Source organism: Ruegeria sp. YTSA219, from assembly GCF_059609985.1.
This window is the reverse complement of sequence record NZ_JBXWMT010000001.1, coordinates 200,849-220,881: the sequence shown is the minus strand read 5'-3', so window position 1 is coordinate 220,881 and position 20,033 is coordinate 200,849. Positions and strand designations below refer to the sequence as shown.

Annotated in this window: 15 protein-coding genes; 11 read left to right on the top strand and 4 right to left on the bottom strand. The window is 57.6% G+C overall.

Translation table 11 applies throughout. The features are described 5' to 3' along the window. Nucleotides 1-63: 63 nt before the first annotated feature. Nucleotides 64-1,266: a multidrug effflux MFS transporter gene (locus AC2FFB_RS01110; RefSeq protein ID WP_271946668.1), complete on the bottom strand. Its 1,203-nt coding sequence runs from the start codon at nucleotides 1,264-1,266 to the stop codon at nucleotides 64-66. 106 nt (nucleotides 1,267-1,372) lie between these two features. Between AC2FFB_RS01110 and AC2FFB_RS01105 the strand changes: the two genes are divergently transcribed. The 7 genes from AC2FFB_RS01105 to AC2FFB_RS01075 all read left to right on the top strand — a co-directional run bounded on the left by AC2FFB_RS01105 (nucleotide 1,373) and on the right by AC2FFB_RS01075 (nucleotide 8,303). Next, nucleotides 1,373-3,226 carry an ABC-F family ATP-binding cassette domain-containing protein gene (locus AC2FFB_RS01105; RefSeq protein ID WP_142634272.1) on the top strand — a complete coding sequence of 618 codons (1,854 nt, stop codon included), beginning with the start codon at nucleotides 1,373-1,375 and terminating at the stop codon, nucleotides 3,224-3,226. Next, complete coding sequence (locus tag AC2FFB_RS01100; protein WP_142634274.1) at nucleotides 3,223-3,843, top strand: MarC family protein; 621 nt, start codon at nucleotides 3,223-3,225, stop codon at nucleotides 3,841-3,843. The genes AC2FFB_RS01105 and AC2FFB_RS01100 overlap by 4 nt, the downstream gene beginning before the upstream one ends. Before the next feature lie 40 nt (nucleotides 3,844-3,883). Then, nucleotides 3,884-4,465, top strand: coding sequence for a retropepsin-like aspartic protease family protein (locus tag AC2FFB_RS01095; RefSeq protein WP_142634277.1), 582 nt, complete (start codon nucleotides 3,884-3,886; stop codon nucleotides 4,463-4,465). Between the two features lie 48 nt (nucleotides 4,466-4,513). Further along, nucleotides 4,514-5,140, top strand: coding sequence for an ImuA family protein (locus AC2FFB_RS01090; RefSeq protein ID WP_271946659.1), 627 nt, complete (start codon nucleotides 4,514-4,516; stop codon nucleotides 5,138-5,140). Between the two features lie 61 nt (nucleotides 5,141-5,201). Further along, entirely contained in the window at nucleotides 5,202-6,416 is a 1,215-nt protein-coding gene (locus AC2FFB_RS01085) for an MFS transporter (protein ID WP_271946656.1), read from the top strand. Continuing rightward, nucleotides 6,413-7,009 carry a YceI family protein gene (locus tag AC2FFB_RS01080; protein WP_281994730.1) on the top strand — a complete coding sequence of 199 codons (597 nt, stop codon included), beginning with the start codon at nucleotides 6,413-6,415 and terminating at the stop codon, nucleotides 7,007-7,009. Before AC2FFB_RS01085 ends, AC2FFB_RS01080 begins: the two co-directional genes overlap by 4 nt. A gap of 70 nt (nucleotides 7,010-7,079) precedes the next feature. After that, nucleotides 7,080-8,303, top strand: coding sequence for an MFS transporter (locus AC2FFB_RS01075; RefSeq protein WP_496677779.1), 1,224 nt, complete (start codon nucleotides 7,080-7,082; stop codon nucleotides 8,301-8,303). A 30-nt stretch (nucleotides 8,304-8,333) separates the two neighbouring features. Here AC2FFB_RS01075 and AC2FFB_RS01070 read toward each other — a convergent pair whose 3' ends face one another. Both AC2FFB_RS01070 and AC2FFB_RS01065 read right to left on the bottom strand, forming a co-directional pair. Then, complete coding sequence (locus tag AC2FFB_RS01070; protein WP_496874389.1) at nucleotides 8,334-10,004, bottom strand: flotillin family protein; 1,671 nt, start codon at nucleotides 10,002-10,004, stop codon at nucleotides 8,334-8,336. Between the two features lie 33 nt (nucleotides 10,005-10,037). Further along, entirely contained in the window at nucleotides 10,038-10,754 is a 717-nt protein-coding gene (locus AC2FFB_RS01065; RefSeq protein ID WP_496874388.1) for an OB-fold-containig protein, read from the bottom strand. 256 nt (nucleotides 10,755-11,010) lie between these two features. Between AC2FFB_RS01065 and metG the strand changes: the two genes are divergently transcribed. From metG to AC2FFB_RS01050, 3 genes are all read left to right on the top strand, one after another. Next, a complete protein-coding gene (metG, locus tag AC2FFB_RS01060) occupies nucleotides 11,011-12,729 on the top strand; it encodes a methionine--tRNA ligase (RefSeq protein ID WP_496874387.1) in 1,719 nt (572 codons plus the stop codon). A 287-nt stretch (nucleotides 12,730-13,016) separates the two neighbouring features. After that, nucleotides 13,017-14,195, top strand: coding sequence for an efflux RND transporter periplasmic adaptor subunit (locus AC2FFB_RS01055; protein WP_142634293.1), 1,179 nt, complete (start codon nucleotides 13,017-13,019; stop codon nucleotides 14,193-14,195). A gap of 3 nt (nucleotides 14,196-14,198) precedes the next feature. Continuing rightward, complete coding sequence (locus AC2FFB_RS01050) at nucleotides 14,199-17,336, top strand: efflux RND transporter permease subunit (RefSeq protein ID WP_142634295.1); 3,138 nt, start codon at nucleotides 14,199-14,201, stop codon at nucleotides 17,334-17,336. Between the two features lie 38 nt (nucleotides 17,337-17,374). Here the strand turns inward: AC2FFB_RS01050 and glpD are convergent, their stop codons facing one another. Next, the gene (gene glpD, locus AC2FFB_RS01045; protein ID WP_271946636.1) at nucleotides 17,375-18,952 is read right to left on the bottom strand and encodes a glycerol-3-phosphate dehydrogenase; all 1,578 of its coding nucleotides are present in this window, start codon (nucleotides 18,950-18,952) and stop codon (nucleotides 17,375-17,377) included. A gap of 203 nt (nucleotides 18,953-19,155) precedes the next feature. Here glpD and AC2FFB_RS01040 point away from each other — a divergent pair, with 203 nt between their 5' ends. Then, nucleotides 19,156-19,938, top strand: coding sequence for a DeoR/GlpR family DNA-binding transcription regulator (locus AC2FFB_RS01040; RefSeq protein ID WP_496687690.1), 783 nt, complete (start codon nucleotides 19,156-19,158; stop codon nucleotides 19,936-19,938). The last annotated feature ends 95 nt before the right edge of the window (nucleotides 19,939-20,033 follow it).

The following is a 20,033-nucleotide window of genomic DNA, read 5'->3' as shown; positions in this document are numbered from 1 at the left end:
CCGCGTATCATGGTCTGTAGCTTATGAAAAGTGTTATGATGCCCTGCTCCGGCGCTTTGCCGGTCACAATGTGCTGGGCAACGGGTCCAGACTGTCGATCCGACGAACATAGAGCACGGCCAGAAGGCCGATAAAGCTGCACCCGCACATCATGCCAAGCACAAGAAAAGGTCCGTTTTCAGGGCTGACAAAGGCGCCGGTGATCGTGGTCAGAACCGCCCCCAGCGCAACAATCATTGCACCTGACAGGCCCGCCGCGCTGCCTGCCAGTTTGGGACGAACCGACATCACGCCCGACGATGCATTGGCGTTGGTCAGTCCATTGCCGAAACCGACACAGATGGCCGAGCCGAAAAAGACCCAAACCGTACCAAGCCCGACCCAAAACAGAAGCAGCCCGCAAAGCGGCCCTGCCGTGGCCACATTCCGCCCTATCAGGATCATCGTTGTTAACTGCGTCCGCGCCGCCAATCGGCCAGTGACAAAATTCCCGACCATGAACCCGCCGGTGATAATGCCGATCCCAAGACCCAGCATCGCGGGGCTCAGATCAAACCAAGCAGCTGCAACCAACGGTGCACCGGTGATAAAACTGAAAAAACCGCCGATCGAAAATGCCGCGCATAGGGCATAACCCCAAAACCTGCGGGCGCGGAACAGATGCGGATATTCCTTCAGCTGCGCCGCGAATGTTGGGGCGCGGTTTATATTGGTCTCTCCCATATCAAACCACAGCAAAGCCAGCAGACCGGTGCCAAGTAAGGAATACAGAACAAACCCCGAGCGCCAGCCAAACAGCATGTCCAACGCGCCGCCCAACATCGGTCCCAGCATTGGCGCCAATGCCATAGCCATTGCGACATAGCCCAGCTTGCTGGCCGCCTCGTTGGGGGGATAGCGGTCGCGGATTGAGGCGCTGGACAGCACAGACCCGGCGACGACCACAGCCTGAATGAGGCGAAAACCCAGAAACACCCAGATTGACCCAGCCAGCACGCAGCCGATGGATGCGACCACGAAGATCGACATGCAGATCAACAGGACCGGTCTGCGCCCATATCGATCCGACAGAGGACCCATGATCAGTTGCAGCACAGCAGAAACCGCCAGATATCCGGCAACCGCCAGATTCATAAGGCCGTAATCCACCTGAAAGTCCACGCTCATATGCGCCAGCGATGGCAGGAACATATTCAACGTCAGCACCGACAACGCCGTGGCAAAGACCAGCGTGACCAACGACGGAGGTGTTCGGGCTGTATGCATGATGGAACCGTGTGAAAACTTCAGGCAAAACAGCGCTAACACATTGAATGCCGGTTGAACATGCAAGCTGCTGGCGGCGGCATAACGGCTCTGCTAAGAGCAGCATATGTTACGGATTCAAGACATCACCTATGCCGTTGAAGGCCGCCCTTTGTTCGAGGGCGCAAGCGCAACCATCCCCGATGGCCACAAGGTTGGGCTAGTGGGGCGCAATGGCACCGGCAAGACCACCCTGTTTCGCTTGATCAGGGGGGAACTGGCGCTGGAATCGGGCAGTATCGCTGTCCCGAAACGGGCGCGTATTGGTGGCGTGGCGCAAGAGGTGCCCTCGTCCGATGCCTCACTGATCAATACCGTTCTGGCCGCCGATACCGAGCGCAGCGCGTTGATGACTGAAGCCGATAGTGCCACGGACCCCGGACGCATCGCCGATATTCAGACCCGGCTGGCCGATATAGACGCCTGGTCGGCCGAAGCGCGCGCAGCCTCGATCCTCAAGGGGTTGGGGTTCGATGACGAGGATCAGCTGAAACCCTGTTCGGACTTTTCCGGCGGCTGGCGCATGCGCGTCGCGCTAGCAGCGGTACTGTTCTCGCAGCCTGATCTGTTGCTGCTGGACGAACCGACCAACTATCTGGATCTGGAAGGCGCTCTGTGGCTGGAAAGCTATCTGGCGAAATACCCGCACACGGTGATCATCATCAGCCATGACCGCGGCTTGCTGAACCGCGCTGTGGGGTCGATCCTGCATCTGGAAGACCGCAAGCTGACCTATTACGCGGTGCCTTACGATAAATTTGCGGAACGCCGCGCCGAACGTCTGGCACAGGCGGAATCGGAAAACACCAAGGCCAAGGCGCGCATCGCGCATCTGCAAAGCTTCGTGGATCGCTTTCGCTATAAGGCGTCCAAAGCAGTTCAGGCCCAGTCGCGCCTGAAGATGATCGAACGCATTCAATTGGTCTCGACCCCGCAAGAGGCTGCTCTGCGCGCTTTTTCCTTCCCCGAACCCGAAGAACTGTCGCCCCCGATCATTCAGATCGAAGGCGGTGTGACGGGATACGGCGAGACCGAGGTGCTGCGCAGACTGAACCTGCGCATTGATCAGGATGACCGTATCGCGCTGCTGGGCAAGAACGGTCAGGGCAAATCGACCCTGTCCAAGCTGCTGTCTGATCGTCTGCCGTTGATGGCTGGCAAGATGAGCCGCAGCACCAAGCTGCGCATCGGCTATTTTGCGCAGCATCAGGTGGATGAGCTGCATGTGGACGAGACGCCCTTGGATCATCTGCGCCGATTGCGCCCGAATGAAGCACCGGGCAAGTGGCGCTCGCGCTTGGCCGGGTTCGGATTGAATGCCGATCAGGCAGAAACCAAGGTCGGGCGGCTGTCCGGCGGTCAAAAGGCGCGCCTGTCGCTGCTGCTGGCCACCATCGACGCCCCGCATATGCTGATTCTGGACGAACCGACCAACCATCTGGACATCGAAAGCCGCGAGGCGCTGGTTGAGGCATTGACCGCCTATTCCGGGGCCGTAGTGCTGGTCAGTCATGACATGCACCTACTGTCGCTGGTGGCGGACCACCTCTGGCTGGTCTCGGACGGATCCGTCAAACAGTTTGACGGGGATCTGGAATCTTATCGGTCCCTACTGCTGGGCCGCGACAAACCTGTTAAGGAAAAGCCGCTGACGGCCAAGCCCAAACGCCCATCGCGCGAGGCGGTTCTGAACTTGCGCGCCGATCTGCGCAAATGCGAGGAACGGATCGAGAAATTGACGGATATGCACGAAAAGCTCTCGGCCAAACTGGCGGACCCCAGTTTGTATGAAGACGACAAGATCAACGACCTGGCGACCTGGAACCGGAAATTTTCCGAGGTGGTCGAGGCAATGCAAAAAGCCGAGGCGCTTTGGGTGGTTGCAGCAGAGCGGTTGGAACAGGCAGAGACCGCAGCATGATGGATACAGCCTTTCTCATAACCTCGTTTACAACATTGCTTGTGGTCATTGATCCGCCAGCACAAACGCCGATCTTTGTGGCCCTGACACAAGGCATGGATCGGCATGCGCGTTATACAATAGCGGTGCGCGCCTGTCTGACGGCGGCTGGGATTCTGGCCATGTTCGCCGCATTCGGCGAGGCGGTTCTGGGCTTTATTGGCATCTCGATGGAGGCGTTCCGCGTTGCGGGCGGCGTTCTGTTGTTCCTCACAGCGCTGGACATGCTGTTCGAACGGCGCACCAAGCGGCGCGAAAACAGCGCCGAAGAAGAAGAGCATCCTGATCCTTCGGTATTTCCGTTGGGTATTCCCCTGATTGCAGGACCCGGCGCGATTGCCACAATGATCCTGCTGGCCGGGCAGCATCCGGGCATAGAGGGTCTGGCCGTGGTGATCGGCATGATGCTGATCGTAGTGGCGATGGTGTTCGTCACCTACCTGTCTTCAGGCGCGGTGGCACGAATTCTGGGCAAGACCGGGCTGAATGTGCTGACCCGCCTGTTGGGCATGCTGCTGGCGGCCTTGTCAGTTCAGTTTATCTTGGATGGGCTAAAAGCCTTTGGATTTGCGTCATAAATCCTCATATTGGATTCGAGTGACGCAGTAAGGTAGCGGTATGGACGGCGACAGCATTGCAAATCTGGCCTATCTTGGATTGCTGGGCGCAGCGGTCGTGGCCTGGTTTATCTCTCAGAACCGGCAAAGCCTGAACAAAACGTTGCAACAGGCTCTGGCCTGGGTGTTTATTTTTATCGGCATCATTGCCGCCTATGGACTATGGGGCGATATCCGCAGCACTGTGGGCCCTGCCCCGCAGATGACCGTGACCGGCGAAAGCATCGAGGTGCCGCGCGCCTATGACGGGCACTACTATCTACCGGTTCTGGTCAACGGAGAGCCCATCACCTTTTTGGTCGATACCGGCGCCAGCCAGATTGTGTTGAACGAGGCGGATGCCAGACGCATCGGTGTTGACCCCGATCAGCTGAACTATTTCGGGCGGGCCCTGACGGCCAATGGCGAGGTGCGCACCGCCCCGATACGGCTGGACAGCCTTGAACTGGGGCCGATCACGGATCGCAATGTCTCGGCCTGGGTGAATGAAGGTGCGCTGGATCAGTCCTTGCTTGGCATGGATTACCTGCACCGGTTCTCGAATATTCAATTCGCGGATGGGCGTCTGATCCTGTCGCGCTGATGCCCTCTCGATATTGAGAACATAATAAGAACATGCTAGAGTAATAGCATGTCCACACATCTTCTTGGCCGCAAACCCGCACGACAAATGGCAGGGCTGAATCTCCATCCGCAGATCACCCTGCAACTGGCCCGCGTGCACGAGGCCTGCGGCCCCGCCCGGCGCAGCTTTGCCATGTGGCTGGCCGGTCAGGCACAGGGGCCGGTTCTGTGGATTTCCCCCGCGTGGGAGGCCAGCCAGTTGCACCCAGGCGGGATGATGGCCTTTGCCGATCCTGCTCGGTTCCTGTTTGCCCGCCCCAACCATGCCGAGGACCTGCTGTGGTGCATGGAAGAAGCGTTGCGCAGCGGGGCAACCCCACTGGTGATCTGCGATCTGCCCGAGGCGCCCGGCCTGACGCCGGTCCGACGGATGCATCTGGCCGCGGAACAAGGCGGCACGATGGGGCCAGCCCCGCTTGGCCTGCTACTGACCCCTGGCGATGGCGGCGCACAGGGGGTTGAAACCCGCTGGCACATGGCTGCGGATCATCACGCCGGGGTTCCCTGCTGGACCCTGACTCGCCGTCGCGCCCGCGCCCTGCCCCCGGTCAGCTGGCAGGCCACCCAGACCAAGCCACATGCCGGGCTGAACCTGACGCGGATCAAAGCCCAAGATGTGTATTGGGGGGAATAAGTTACGCGGCTCACGGCACTTGTGACTAGCCAAGTGCCACATCCAACCCTAGCGTTCCGGTATGAGCCATCCAATCCATGACAGCCGCTATTCTTGGCTTCGCCTTCTGATCACCCTCGCAATCGCTACGGTGGCGAATGTAGGCATGTGGGCGGTAATCGTCGTGATGCCCGCGATCGAGGCGCAATTCAGCGCCGGTCGGGCCGAAGCCTCATTTCCCTATGTCTTGTCGATGATCGGGTTTGCACTGGGGAACATGTGGCTGGGACAACTGGTTGATCGGTTAGGCGTGACCAAGGCACTGATCGGTGCCGCCCTTCTGAGCGCGGTCAGCTATCTGTTGGCAACATGGGCGCCGAATATGCTGCTCTTGTCACTGGCCCATCTGCTGTTGGGGTTGGGCACGGCTGTTGGTTTTGGCCCTCTGATCGCGGATATCTCACACTGGTTCATGAAACGCCGCGGGATTGCGGTGGCGTTGGTTGCTAGCGGAAACTACCTGTCCGGGGCGATCTGGCCAACGCTTCTGTCAGGCATCCTTGCACGTGAGGGATGGCAGCAGGTCTATCTGACGCTGGCGGTCATAACGCTGCTCGTTGTCATCCCCCTGTCTCTGCTGTTGCGCCGGCAAGTCCCGATCGAGGCCCATCAAACCGCCGCCGCCAATGCGCAGATCAACGCACGCAGCGTGGGAATATCGCCGCGCAGCTTGCAATACGTTCTTGGTCTGGCCGGAATCGGCTGTTGCGTGGCCATGTCGATGCCGCAGGTCCATATCGTGTCCTACTGCGTCGGGCTCGGATATGGCCCGGCGGTCGGGGCCGAGATGCTCTCGCTGATGTTGCTGGGCGGCGTGGTCAGCCGAGTGATCTCGGGGTTGGTCGCCGACAAGCTAGGCGGGTTGATGACATTGCTGGTCGGCTCTTTCCTGCAATGTATCGCCCTATTTCTGTTCCTGCCCTATGACGGGATGGCCTCACTTTACATTATCAGCCTCATGTTCGGTCTGGCGCAGGGCGGCATTGTCCCCAGCTATGCGCTGGTCGTACGTGAATATATGCCCCCACAAGAGGCCGGAGCACGCGTTGGCTTTGTCATGATGATGACCATCATGGGCATGGCACTGGGCGGATGGATGTCCGGGTGGATTTACGACTTAACCGGAAATTATCAACTGGCCTTTATTAATGGCATCCTCTGGAACGGGCTGAACATCGTTATCCTGCTGATGTTGCTAAGGCGATCGCGGCCCCGCAGGCAGGAGGTCATGATATGACCCAACTGACAAGGCGCGCTGTACTGTCCGGGTTGACCGCCCTGCCATTTGCGCACCCGGCTCTGGCCGGGTTGCGTCCCTATGAACTGGTCCGCAATGGCACTTCCGTAGATTTTACGTTCGAGCTGTCCGGAATCACACAGTCCGGAACCATGCCGATACGATCTGCAGATATCCGAATTGACATGACCGACCTGGCCAACAGCCGGGTGGATGTTTCGCTGAACGTTGCCAAGGCGCGAACCAACCTGCCCTTTGCCCGCAAACCCATGCTCAGCGCTGGGGTTCTGGACGCCACAGGATTTCCCACAATTCATTTCACCTCGACCGATATTCAGCTTGGCAACGGTGGACGTATCTCGAACGGGGCCGAGATCACAGGAGATCTGACCTTGCGTGGCGTAACGCGACCAATCACATTGCGCGCCAATATTTTTCGCCCGCCCGGCAGCGCCCGAGACAACTTGAATAACCTCTCCATCCAACTCAGCGGTTCACTGAACCGTCACGAATTTGGCGCCTCGGGTTATTCCGACCTCGTAAAGGAAACTGTTGGCCTTGATATCCGGGCCAAGATCAAAAAGACTGGATAGATCAAAAACGACGCCACAAAGTCGATAAGCCGCGCGCACCGCGCTGGAAATATCGCAATCTGAGCCCATCATGCGCACGATCATTTCCTTTGCCGCCCTATTTCTTTCCGTCATTCTGCTTCAACTGTCCACCGGTGGCGTTGGCCCGCTGGATGCGATTTCCGGCCTGACCCTGAATTTCACCACCGGGCAAATTGGTCTGTTGGGCTCGGCCCATTTCGTTGGCTTCTTTGTGGGATGCTGGTGGGCCCCGCGCCTGATGGGAAGCGTCGGCCATTCGCGGGCATTTGCCGTTTGCACAGCTTTGGGCGCAATGGGGTTGCTGGGGCACACCCTGACGGACAACGCTTATATCTGGGCGGCCCTTCGGATCGCGTCAGGCGCCTGTGTCGCCGGGTGCTACACAGTGATCGAGGCCTGGCTGAACGCAAAAGTCACGAATGAGACGCGCGGGCGCGCCATGGGCACCTATCGCATCGTCGATATGGGCGCGTCCCTCTGCGCCCAGCTGATCATCGCAGTTCTGCCACCAGCATCATATGTCTCGTATAACTTGCTGGCGATCCTGTGCTGCGCTGCCCTGTTGCCACTGACCCTGACGCGCGCCAGCCAGCCCGAAACGCCCGACGCCCCGCGGCTGCGCCCGAAACTGGCCTGGAACAGCTCTCCTCTGGCGGTGGCCGGGGTGGTGGTTGCCGCGTTAAGCTCGGCGTCCTTTCGGATGGTCGGCCCTGTTTACGGGCAAGAGGTCGGACTTGGCGTCGATCAGATCGCGTTTTTCCTGGCGTCTTTCGTGCTGGGCGGCGCGTTGGCGCAATATCCGATGGGATGGCTGGCCGATAAATATGACAGGCGCTGGGTCTTGATCTGGCTTTCGGTTGCCGCAGTCCTAAGCTGTGGCGTAACCATGGCCGCCAGTAACACCGGTACCGTTGGTGTTATGTTGTCTGCAAGTTTGTTCGGCTTTACGACCTTCCCAATATTCTCGGTCTCGTCTGCGCATGCCAACGACTTTGCGACAACCGAACAAAGGGTCGAGCTGTCGGCCGCCCTGATGTTCTGGTATGCGCTCGGAGCGATTGCGTCTCCCTATCTGTCATCCACACTTATTCAGTCCTTCGGGCCCGGAGCGCTTTTCGCCTTTGTGGCACTTGGCCACGTCTTCCTGATCATCTTTGGGCTGGCGCGGATGCGCTCACGTCCGACCCCCGAAGAGCGCACCAACTATGTCTATTCGCCACGAACTTCTTTTACTATCGGGCGCCTGTTGAAACGGTCGCGCGAGAAGCAGTAAAAAGGGCCGGGAAATTCCCGGCCCATTCTTTTAGTGTTCGGTTCGTGGTTTCTGATCAACCACTTCTGCCTCATCGGCTGGTTTAACAGTGGGCTCTAGCGCGCCGTTGACGATGCCCCCGACCCCGTTTTCCATCGACAGGCCCAGCTCTTCGCCCAGCTTTTTCAACGCGGGCATCTGAACGGCCATGCCCATGATCGAATCCAGCGCCTGGTTCACCACCGGCTTGTCGCCATTGGCGCCTCCGCCACCACCGGCGGCACCGATCCCGCCAACCTGATGGATCTTGATCGAGTCGATCTTCTCCGCGGGCTTGACCATTTCCGCAATGATCGTCGGCATCGCCTCAATCCGGGCCAGATCAACCTTCAGACGGATCTGATCAACGGACAGGGCATTGTCAGCCTCGACAATCGCGCGCTTACCTTCCGCTTCGGCCAGCATGTCGTTCTTCTTGGCCTCGGCGCGGATGTTCAGCGCATCCGCTTCGGCTTGCGCCTCTTCGCGGCGCGCCTCAGCACGGTCAGCGGCGGCCTCTTTCTCGGCCTGGGCGGCCAGACGGATGGCTGTGGCCTGACGTTCCGCCTCACGCGTCGCTTCGATCAGAACGATCTGCTTCTGACGCTCGGCCTCGGCCACCTGACGGGCGGTTGCCACCGCTTCGGTCGCTTTGGTCGCCTCAGCGCGGGCCAGATCGGCAGACGCACGGGCGCGGCTTTCCTCTTCGGATTTCTGCGCGATGATGATCTGACGCTCTTGCTCGGCAACCTCCAGCTCGCGCTCTTTCGAGATCTCGGCCTCGCGGATTTTACGCTCGCGCTCAATGTCAGCCGCTCGAATTGCTTCCTCGCGCGCAATCCGGGCACGTTCGGTTTCACGCACCGAATCCTCGGTCCGCGCGGCGATCTCAGCCTCTTGCGCCACGCGCAGGGTTTCGATCTGTTGCGTCTGTTCGATGCGCGCCTGCTCTTCGTCCTTGTCGATCAACAGCTTCTGACGCTGAGCTTCCATCGCAGCACGGCGCACTTCCACCTCGGCATCCGCATCAATCTGCGCGCGCTCTTTTTTCGAGGTCGCAATCACCTCGGCCAGCTTGCGCATACCCACGGCGTTAAAGGCGTTGTTTTCATCCAGCGCTTCGAACGGTGTCTGATCCAGCGCGGTCAGCGAGACCGATTCCAGCGACAGGCCGTTTTTCAGAAGGTCTTCGGACACCGCATTCTGCACCTCTTGCACAAAGTCAGCGCGGTTTTCATGCAGACCGTCCATGGTCATCTGCGCAGCCACGGCACGCAGACCGTCGATCAGCTTGCCTTCGATCATCTCACGCAGCTGTTCGACATCGAATGTACGGGCGCCCAGGGTTTGGGCCGCGCGTGCGATGCCCTCTTCCGTGGCCATGACCGAGACATAGAACTCGACCCCCACGTCAACACGCATCCGGTCTTTGGTGATCAAAGCAGCCTCGGCGCTGCGCTGCACCTCAAGACGCAGGGTCTTCATGTTGACGGGGCTGACCTCGTGCAAAAGCGGCACGACGATGACGCCACCATCCATGATGACTTTCTTACCGCCAGCACCGGTTTTCACCAGGCTCACCTCGCGGGTTGCGCGGCGGTACAGTCGGGCCAGTACAAGGCCAATGAACATAACGACCGCTAAAATGGTCACAACTGTGACGGCTAGGAATGTAAGTTCCATGCAAAATCCTCCGATTTGGGGTTGTAGAATTGGTTAGTTTGACAAGCCGACCAGAACGAACCGGTCTTGCCGTCGGTCGCGCAGGACAAGCACTTCGGTGCCTTGTTCCAGCGTATCCTTGTCCTGCAGGGGCTCAGCGCGCAGGTAATGCGCATTGCCAAAGCGATCCATGACCCGCACTTCGGCCGGGCGGCCACGCGATGCTGTCCCTTGCGAGATGAAACCGCGACGGCGGGCCAGCATCCGTTCGGACATAGCCTCGGTCTCGGTTTTCGGCAGCAAGCGGGCAAAGACCGCGCTAAAGCCACGCGCAAACCAGATGCCAAAGGCCCCGGCCGGGATCGCAGCCATCCATGAGGGCAGATCAAAGCCCATCACATCACGCAGGCCCAGTTGCAGACCGATGCCCGACAGGCCGAAACCAGCCAGCAAAACCACCAGCCAGATCATGAAAGGCACTTTGCCAAAGCCCAGCCAGCTTGCAGGACCGTCCGAGGTCACAACCGGCGTTTCCGCCGCAACCTCGGCCAGCTCGAACTCACCCAGATCGACATCCGCGTCCAGATCAAGTTCGAAATCACCAATGTCCAATTCCGGAGCGTCAACCACATCAAGGTCAACCTCGCCCTCACCCGCCATCAGGCTTCCACCCAGCAACAGCGCCACCAGTTCCAGCCCCAAAAGGCCAAACAACAGCGCAATCGCAATGGTAAAGGGCACAAATGCACCCTCGAGTAGAAAACTGAGCATCAGTGGGCTGTCTCCGTAATTGTATACTATGGTATGCAGCAAATATGGGGAGTCATGACAAAGTTTCAAGAGGTTGTGATTCTATATTTCAACCTATGGGTAATTAACATGGTGACACAGCGGCAGTCGGGAAATCCGTTCTTTGGGGTTTTTTCGGTGCCTGGGGCCGGAAAGTGGCATCCGGGCAAAAGCCGGGCTTTTGCTGGGCTGTGACATAAGATAGACGAGCCTGCAGTTACATACGCGGAAACGGAACATGGCTCGGATTCTCATCACCTCGGCGATCCCCTACATCAACGGGATCAAGCACCTCGGCAATCTGATCGGCTCGCAACTGCCCGCCGACCTATATGCGCGGTATCAGCGCGGCCGGGGGAATGAGGTCATGTTTCTCTGCGCCACCGACGAACACGGCACCCCGGCCGAACTGGCCGCCGCCAAGGCAGGCAAGCCGGTCGCTGATTACTGTGCCGAGATGCATGGTGTGCAGGCCGATATCGCACAGCGCTTTGGCCTGAGCTTTGATCACTTTGGCCGCTCGTCCAGCGCCCAGAACAAAGCGTTGACCCAGCATTTCGCGGGCAAGCTGGAAGATGCCGGGCTGATCCGCGAAGTGAGCGAGAAGCAGGTCTATTCCCACGCCGATGGACGGTTTCTGCCGGATCGCTATATCGAAGGCACCTGCCCCAACTGCGGCTATGACCGGGCGCGTGGTGATCAGTGCGAAAACTGCACCAAGCAATTGGACCCAACTGACCTGATCGAGCCGCGCTCGGCCATTTCCGGTTCGACCGACCTTGAGGTGCGCGAAACCAAGCACCTGTATTTGCGCCAATCCGCGATGAAGGATCAGCTGGACGCCTGGATCGACTCCAAGACCGATTGGCCGATCCTGACCACCTCGATCGCCAAGAAATGGCTGCATGACGGTGACGGCCTGCAAGACCGTGGCATTACCCGCGATCTGGACTGGGGCGTGCCGGTCAAGAAAGGCGATCAGGACTGGCCGGGTATGGAAGGCAAGGTCTTTTACGTCTGGTTCGACGCGCCGGTCGAATACATCGCCTGCGCCAAGGAATGGGCTGATGCGACCGGCAAGCCGGATGCCGAGTGGGAGCGCTGGTGGCGCACTGACAAAGGTGCCGATGACGTGCGCTATGTTCAATTCATGGGTAAGGACAACGTGCCTTTCCATACCCTGTCCTTCCCGGCGACCATTCTAGGTTCGGGTGAGCCGTGGAAGATGGTCGACCATCTGAAATCCTTCAACTACCTGAACTATGACGGCGGCCAGTTCTCGACCAGCCAAGGTCGCGGCGTGTTCATGGATCAGGCGCTGGACATCCTGCCTGCCGATTACTGGCGCTGGTGGCTGCTGAGCCATGCGCCCGAAAGCAGCGATAGCGAATTCACCTGGGAGAACTTCCAGCAATCGGTGAACAAGGATCTGGCCGATGTGTTGGGCAACTTCGTCAGCCGGATCACCAAGTTCTGCCGCTCAAAATTCGGCGAGGCGGTGCCCCAAGGCGGCACCTATGGCGACCGCGAGCAGGCCCTGATCGAAGAGCTGACCCGCCGCGTCCGCGCCTATGAAGGGTTCATGGAGGCAATGGAAGTTCGCAAATCCGCCCAGGAATTGCGCGCCATCTGGGTTGCCGGGAACGAGTATCTTCAATCCGCGGCACCCTGGTCGACCTTCAAGGAAGATCCCGAACAGGCCGCGGTACAGGTGCGTCTGGGTCTGAACTTGATCCGGCTCTATGCCGTGCTCAGTGCGCCGTTCATTCCCGAAACCACCGCCCGTATGCTGAGCGCGATGAACACGCTGGATACCGGCTGGCCTGACGATGTTGCGGCGGCCCTGTCCGCCCTGCCCCCAGGCCATGACTTTGCCGTTCCCGAAGTGCTGTTCGCCAAGATAACGGACGAACAGCGCGAAGACTGGCAGAGGCGTTTCGCTGGTATCCGCACCTAAGACACCCGACCGGGAAAAAATACAGGGGGCTTAACAGCCCCCTTTTTCATTTTGCGTTTGATCCAGATTGCCGGAATCGCCCTTGCCAGATCAGGAAACTAACCCTGGCCGATTTGCGTAAACCTGCCGCCCTACAGAAAAATATCCTTGGGTAAGCGATTGCCTTACGGGCTAACACGCTTGAGAAACCTACCAAAACCAGCCATCCTCACAAAGAGTTTAGGCGACTCGGACCGCTGGCGGCGACTCGAGTTGTGTCCAGTTTTTGTTTCAATGGGGCTTCTGCCATGATCCTTGCATCAACACTTTTCAGCTTTCGACCGAATGACCCCATAGCCAAATCCGTTTGGTATGCCGCAGCTTTGGCCCTGTGTGGGTTGGTGGTGCCAGCTGCCGCGCAGGATAAAAGTGACGCCCCACCGCCCAAAGTGTCCATCGCAGCGGCCTACACGCAAGAAATCACGGACGAGGCGACTTTCATCGGTCGAGCTGAGGCGCTGAACAAGGCCGATATCGTCGCCCGGGTCAGCGGTTTTCTGGACAGTCAGAATGTTGAAGACGGCGCGATGGTGAATGAAGGCGACCTTATGTTCACGATCGAGCCGGACCTGTATCAGGCGACACTAGATGCACGGAATGCCGATCTGGACCGTGCCGAAGCAAATCTTGAGCTCGCCAAAGTTGACCTGGCCCGGAAGGAAGAACTTTACAAACGCGATGCCACTCCGGAAAGCGAACGGGATATCGCCCGTGCCAACGAACTTGTGGCCATTGCCGAAGTCAAAGCCGCGAAAGCCGCGATCCAACAGGCTGAACTTGATCTGAGCTATACTAAGGTCCACGCACCGTTCACCGGCCGTATCGGGCGGGTCGCTATCAGCGTCGGGGACGTTGTTGGCCCGAACAACCCACCATTGGTGAATATCGTCAGCGAGGCACCAGTGTATGTGAATTTCTCGTTGAACGAAAAACAGTTTACCTCGGTTCTTGAACAATATGGCGAGAATGCATCGTCTTTGGCCGAAAGCCCCAAAAGCCCGAATGTGCATGTAACGCTGCCCAATGGATCGGACTTGGGCGAAACAGGTTCGATTGTTTTCGTTGACAACCATATCGACCCGCTAACTGGAACGATTGCAATGCGGGCCGAATTCACAAATGCCGACCGGCTGATCCTCGATGGTCAGTTCCTGAGCGTTCATATCGAAGCCCTGGAGCCGACCTTGCAGGTTCTGATCCCGCAGGCGGCCTTGTCACGTGATCAGCGCGGTGATTTCGTTCTGGTCGTTAACGATAAGCAAATGGTCGAACAGCGCTATATCACCACCGGCGACAATGTCGGAACTGCTGTGATCGTTCTAGACGGCCTGCGCGAAGGGGAAAGCGTGATCGTCGAGGGCCTCCAGCGCGTGCGCCCGGGTGTGGCAGTGGATGCTGTCACCGCATCCGAGCAGCCGGGAGAGTAACAGATGTTCTCATCCCTGTTCATCAGCCGGCCCAAGCTGGCCCTAGTTATTTCGCTTGTCCTGACGATCATGGGCGGGATCGGCTATATGGTTCTGCCGGTCGCCCAGTTTCCTGATATTACGCCACCGGTCGTCAGCGTTTCCGCCACCTATACCGGTGCCAATGCCGAAACGGTCGAGAACACTGTCGCCGCGCCGATCGAGGCGCAGGTCAACGGCGTGGATGACATGATCTACATGACGTCCACCTCTTCGGATAACGGATCGTATTCGTTGAATATTACCTTCGAAGTCGGCACCGATCCTGACATTGCATCCGTCAACGTGCAGAACCGCGTTGCGCAGGCCATGTCTTCGCTTCCGTCAGAGGTGACTTCTTCGGGTGTCGTTACGCAGAAGGCATCGACCAATATGCTGATGCTGGTCACGCTGACCTCACCCAAAAGCACCTATGACAGTGTATTCTTGTCGAACTACGCTTCGATCAACCTGAAAGATGCGTTGGCGCGGGTACAGGGTGTTGGTAAAGCCGACGTTCTGACTAACCTTGAATATGCAATGCGGATCTGGATGGATCCCGACAAGATGACCGCCCTGTCGATTTCACCGGGTGATGTCATAAACGCTATCCGAGAACAGAATATCGAAGTGTCTGCCGGTTCGATAGGCTCGCCGCCGGTCCCTGAGGGACAGACATTTCAATATACGATCAAGACCAAGGGCCGGCTGACCTCGGCCGCTGAATTTGGCAATATTGTCATCCGTACTGGTGATGCAGGGGCAATCGTACGCATAAGGGACATTGCCAGAACCGAACTTGGAGCGCAGTTCTATTCGGCTTCGGGTTATTTCCAGGCAGAACCCGCAACGGTTATCGGTATCTATCAAGCCCCCGGTGCCAATGCGTTGGCTGTTTCAGATCGTGTTCAGGCCGAATTAGACCGGCTGTCGCGTTCGTTCCCAACAGATGTTGAATATCAGGTTCCGTTCAACACGACCGACTTCGTGGAACAATCTCTGAACGACGTGGTTTCCACCCTGATGCTGACGTTCGTTTTAGTGATTTCGGTCGTATTTGTCTTTTTGGGCAGTTGGCGTGCCACGATCATTCCGGCGGTTGCTATTCCTGTTTCGCTGATCGGGACGTTCGCGTTCCTGCTGGCGTTTGGGATGTCCCTGAACACGATTTCTTTGTTCGCGCTTGTACTGGCCATCGGGATCGTGGTCGATGATGCCATCGTGGTGGTTGAAAACGTTGAACGCATTATCGCCGACGAAGGGTTGTCCCCGCCTGAGGCGACACGGAAAGCGATGGGCCAAATCACCGGACCCGTCATCGCAACCACACTGGTTCTGCTGGCCGTTTTTGTGCCCGTAACCTTTATGCCTGGCATCTCGGGGCGACTGTATTCTCAGTTTGCAGTCACCATCTCGACTGCGGTCGTGATTTCTTCAATCAACGCTTTGACCTTGTCTCCGGCGCTTTGCGGACTGGTTCTGCGCGCGCGCTCGGGTCCGCCCAAGGGTATTCTGGCCCTGTTTGAGCGTTTCATCGGAACGCTGCGTGACGGTTATGTTGTCATTGTCCGAAAACTGTTAATTCTGCCAGTCGCCGGACTGGGCGTCATCGTTGTTCTGGCCATGGGTACAGGGACGATCATGTCGAACACATCAAGCGGTTTTATTCCGCTTGAAGACAACGGCTATCTCTTTGTGGACATCCAGTTGCCAGATGCGGCAACACTGGAACGAACCGAGACTATCGCAGGTCGGGTCGACGACCAAATCCGCGATATCTCGGGGGTCGCCAGTACGGTTCTGATCAACGGGTTTTCGCTGCTGAACGGCACAACCACAAATGGAGCGACCGTTTTTGTGAACCTCGACAACTGGGACGAGCGGCAAGATCCCGACCTGTCTGCCGATGCCATTCTGGGCAAGGTTCTGGCGATTGCAAATGGCGAATCCGCAGCTTCGATCGTGGCCTTCAACCCGCCACCGATTCAGGGCCTCGGCATGTCAGCCGGTGTGGAAATGGAGGTTCAGCAAGTCGGGGGCGGTACGCCTCAGGATCTGGCCTCGGCCGTTGGGTCCTTCGTCTATGCTGCAAACCAGCGACCCGAGATTGGTCAGGCCTATACAACATTCCGGGCCAATGTTCCTCAGCTATTTGTCGATCTGGACCGTGAGAAAGCGAAAACCCTGGAAGTGTCTGTTGCTGAGATTTTCCAGACGATGCAAGCCCAGCTAGGCTCGTACTATGTGAACGATTTCAACCTGTTCGGCCGCGTCTACCGCGTGATGATTCAGGCCGAGGGGAGCTATCGGAACAAGGTCGAAGATATTTCGAACCTGTATGTGCGCTCGACCAAGGGCGATATGGTTCCATTGGGTACGTTGATCGACGTGGAAAACGTGTTGGGGCCAGTCCTGTTAAAACGGCATAACCTGTTCCGTTCGGCAACTGTTACAGCTGTACCTGCGCCAGGGCTGTCCAGTGGCGACGCTATCACTGTGATGACAGAAGAATCCGCCAACGCCCTACCCTCGGGATACGCGTTTGAATGGACAGGTACCGCGCAACAGCAGCTTGCATCCGGCAGCCTTGTGATCATTATCCTCGGGCTTGCTGTCCTGTTCGCCTATTTGTTCCTGGTGGGGCAATACGAAAGCTGGTCGATGCCGGTGTCCATTCTTCTATCGGTTATTGTTGCCCTATTCGGGGCGGTTGCGGCGGTGGCCATCGTGGGCAGCGACATAAACCTGTACACGCAGATCGGGATGATCATGCTGGTGGGGCTTGCGTCGAAGAACGGTATCCTCATCGTTGAATTCGCAATGGAACAGCGTGCCAATGGCCTTTCGATCAAAGATGCTGCAGCCGAAGCCGCCCATCAACGTTTCCGCGCGGTGATGATGACCGCCCTCTCCTTCCTGTTGGGTGTTGTACCGTTGCTTGCCGCGAACGGCGCGGGAGCGGCTAGCCAGAAGGCCATCGGTGTCGCCGTCTTTGGCGGAATGCTGGCGGCGACTCTGGTTGGCGTTATCCTTGTGCCGGTACTTTACGCCCTGATGCAGGGGCTGAGGGAATGGCTCAAAGGGACAAAGAACGACCCCGACCCTTCGGAAGAAGCCGCATAAATCAAAAAAAAGCCCCGCCGATAACGCGGGGCTTTTCTTTAATGGGCCAGGCGCTTTTCGATCCAGCGCTGGATGGCAGCGATCTGATCGGCATCAAGCCTTAGGCCCAGCTTGTTTCTGCGCCAGATGGCATCTTCAGCGCAGCGCACATATTCCTTGGTGACCAGCCATTCCATTTCGCGTTCGGTCAGCGTCGCCCCGAACTCTTCCCCCAGATCCTCAGCGGTCTTTGCATCGGCCAGAATAGCGCGCGCCTCGGTTCCATAGGCGCGCACCAGCCGTTCCGCCCATGTGCGATTCAAAAAAGCATAGTCGAATTCCAGACCGGCAATAAGGTCTTGCACTGCGCTAACGGGGAAATCGCCACCCGGCAAAGAAACTCCAGCGGTCCATGGACCGGGCAAATCCGGGAAGTACTCAGCGATTTTCTCAAGCGCACTTTCGGCCAATCTGCGATAGGTCGTAATCTTGCCGCCGAAAACATTCAAAACCGGAGCACCGCCAAGCCCATTGACCTTCAGAGTATAGTCTCTGGTCGCGGCCGTTGCGCTGCTGGCCCCATCGTCATACAGAGGGCGCACACCGGAATAGGTCCAGACGATGTCTTCGCGGGTCACAGGCTGCTCAAAATATTTTGACGCAAACGCACACAGATATTCCTGTTCAGACTCGGTACAGACTGGAGGAACCGATGGGTCTGGGTGATCCTGATCAGTTGTTCCAATAAGGGTGAAATCTCTCTCATAGGGAATGGCAAAGATGATGCGCCCGTCTTCGCCCTGAAAGAAATAGCATTTGTCATGGTTGAATAACCTGTGGGTTACGATATGGCTGCCGCGGACCAACCGAACCCCCTCGCGCGAGTTCACGTGGATTTTTTCCTGGATGATATCGCCAACCCAGGGCCCACCGGCATTGATCAACATCTTCGCCAGGACGATACGGGTTTCGTCATTTTGGTTATCGCGGATCGTCACATGCCAAACATCATCCACCCGCTCGGCTGAAAGAACTTCGGTCCGAACCAGAATATCGGCGCCACGGGCCTCGGCATCACGGGCATTCAGAACAACCAGACGGGAATCTTCGATCCAGCAGTCGGAATACTCATACGCGGTCTCAAACCTATTTTGCAGCGGGACACCTTCAGGCGCGGAACGCAAATTCAGCGCAGAGGTCCCGGGTAGAATTTTCCGCCCTCCAAGGTGATCGTACATGAACAGGCCAAGACGGATCAGCCAGGCTGGACGACGACCACGCATCCAAGGCATCACTGTACTCAGCAGCCGTGAGGTCGGAGTGTCCGAGTCAAATCGCATCCCATCGTGGTAGGGAAGCACAAAGCGCATCGGCCAACTGATATGAGGCATTGCCCGCAGCAGCGTTTCCCGCTCAATCAGCGCCTCGCGGACCAACCTGAACTCAAAATATTCCAGATACCGTAGGCCGCCGTGGAACAATTTGGTCGAGGCCGAGGACGTGGCCGATGCCAAGTCGTTCATCTCGGCCAATGTCACCGACAATCCCCGCCCGGCCGCATCACGCGCGATCCCGCAACCGTTAATACCGCCACCTATGATGAATAGGTCAGTAACCTGGCCAGTCTGCTGTGCCATTTGCAGGTCAGTCCTTTTGCTGAAAACGTGCGGCAATTAACCCGTTCGATACTCGGTTCGTCAATGTGGATTTTCGTTTTTTTTCGCGTAACGAACAAGAATAGCGATTTTTTGCTGTTGTCCAAACGATGTTTGATTTCTTCCGGTTGCAATATTGCGAAAAAAGGAACAAAAACGAAAGAACCCAATAACCGGAGCTTCCCTTGTCTCTTTCGTTCCGCCAGTCAGACATCATAGAAATCGCCAAGCAGAATGGTCGCGTCATGGTCGAGGATCTGGCGTTGCAGTTTGGTGTCACGGTCCAAACGATCCGGCGCGATCTTTCCGAGCTTGCGGAACTGGGCAAGCTGGACCGGGTTCATGGCGGCGCGGTCCTGCGATCCGGCGTTTCGAATATCGGTTACGAGGACCGGCGCGCCCTGAATGCTGAAATCAAGACCCGTATCGCACAGGTTTGCGCTGCCAACATACCGGATGGTGCATCGCTTTTTTTGAACATCGGTACATCGACCGAGGCTGTCGCGCATCAGTTGCTAAACCACAAAGATCTTATGGTGGTGACAAATAACATGAATGTCGCGCGTATCCTGGTGGAAAACACGAACTGCCAGATCGTCGTCGCCGGTGGTGTTCTGCGCCGGTCGGACGGTGGTCTGATCGGCAACCTGACCAATTCAACGATTGAACAATTCAAGTTCGATTATGCGGTAATCGGGTGTTCCGCACTGGACGCCGATGGTGATCTTCTGGATTTCGATTTCCAGGAGGTCCGTGTCAGCCAGACTATCATTGCACAGGCCAGACACAGCTTTCTGGTTGCCGATCATTCGAAATTTCAGCGCTCGGCCCCTGCCCGTATTGCCTCGATGTCCGAAGTTGACGTTTTCTTTACAGATCAACTTCTTCCAAGTGGGCTTGCACGTAAATGTAAGGAATGGGGAACGCGGGTCGTATACAGCGGCCGAACCACCGGAGATTCGCATTAAACGCGTAATTCCAAACGTGGTTCTTGTCATAGGCGACCGGCCCTGACAGTATCGCAACATATTGCAATCAGTGCACGGCAAGGGGGAGATCCGGG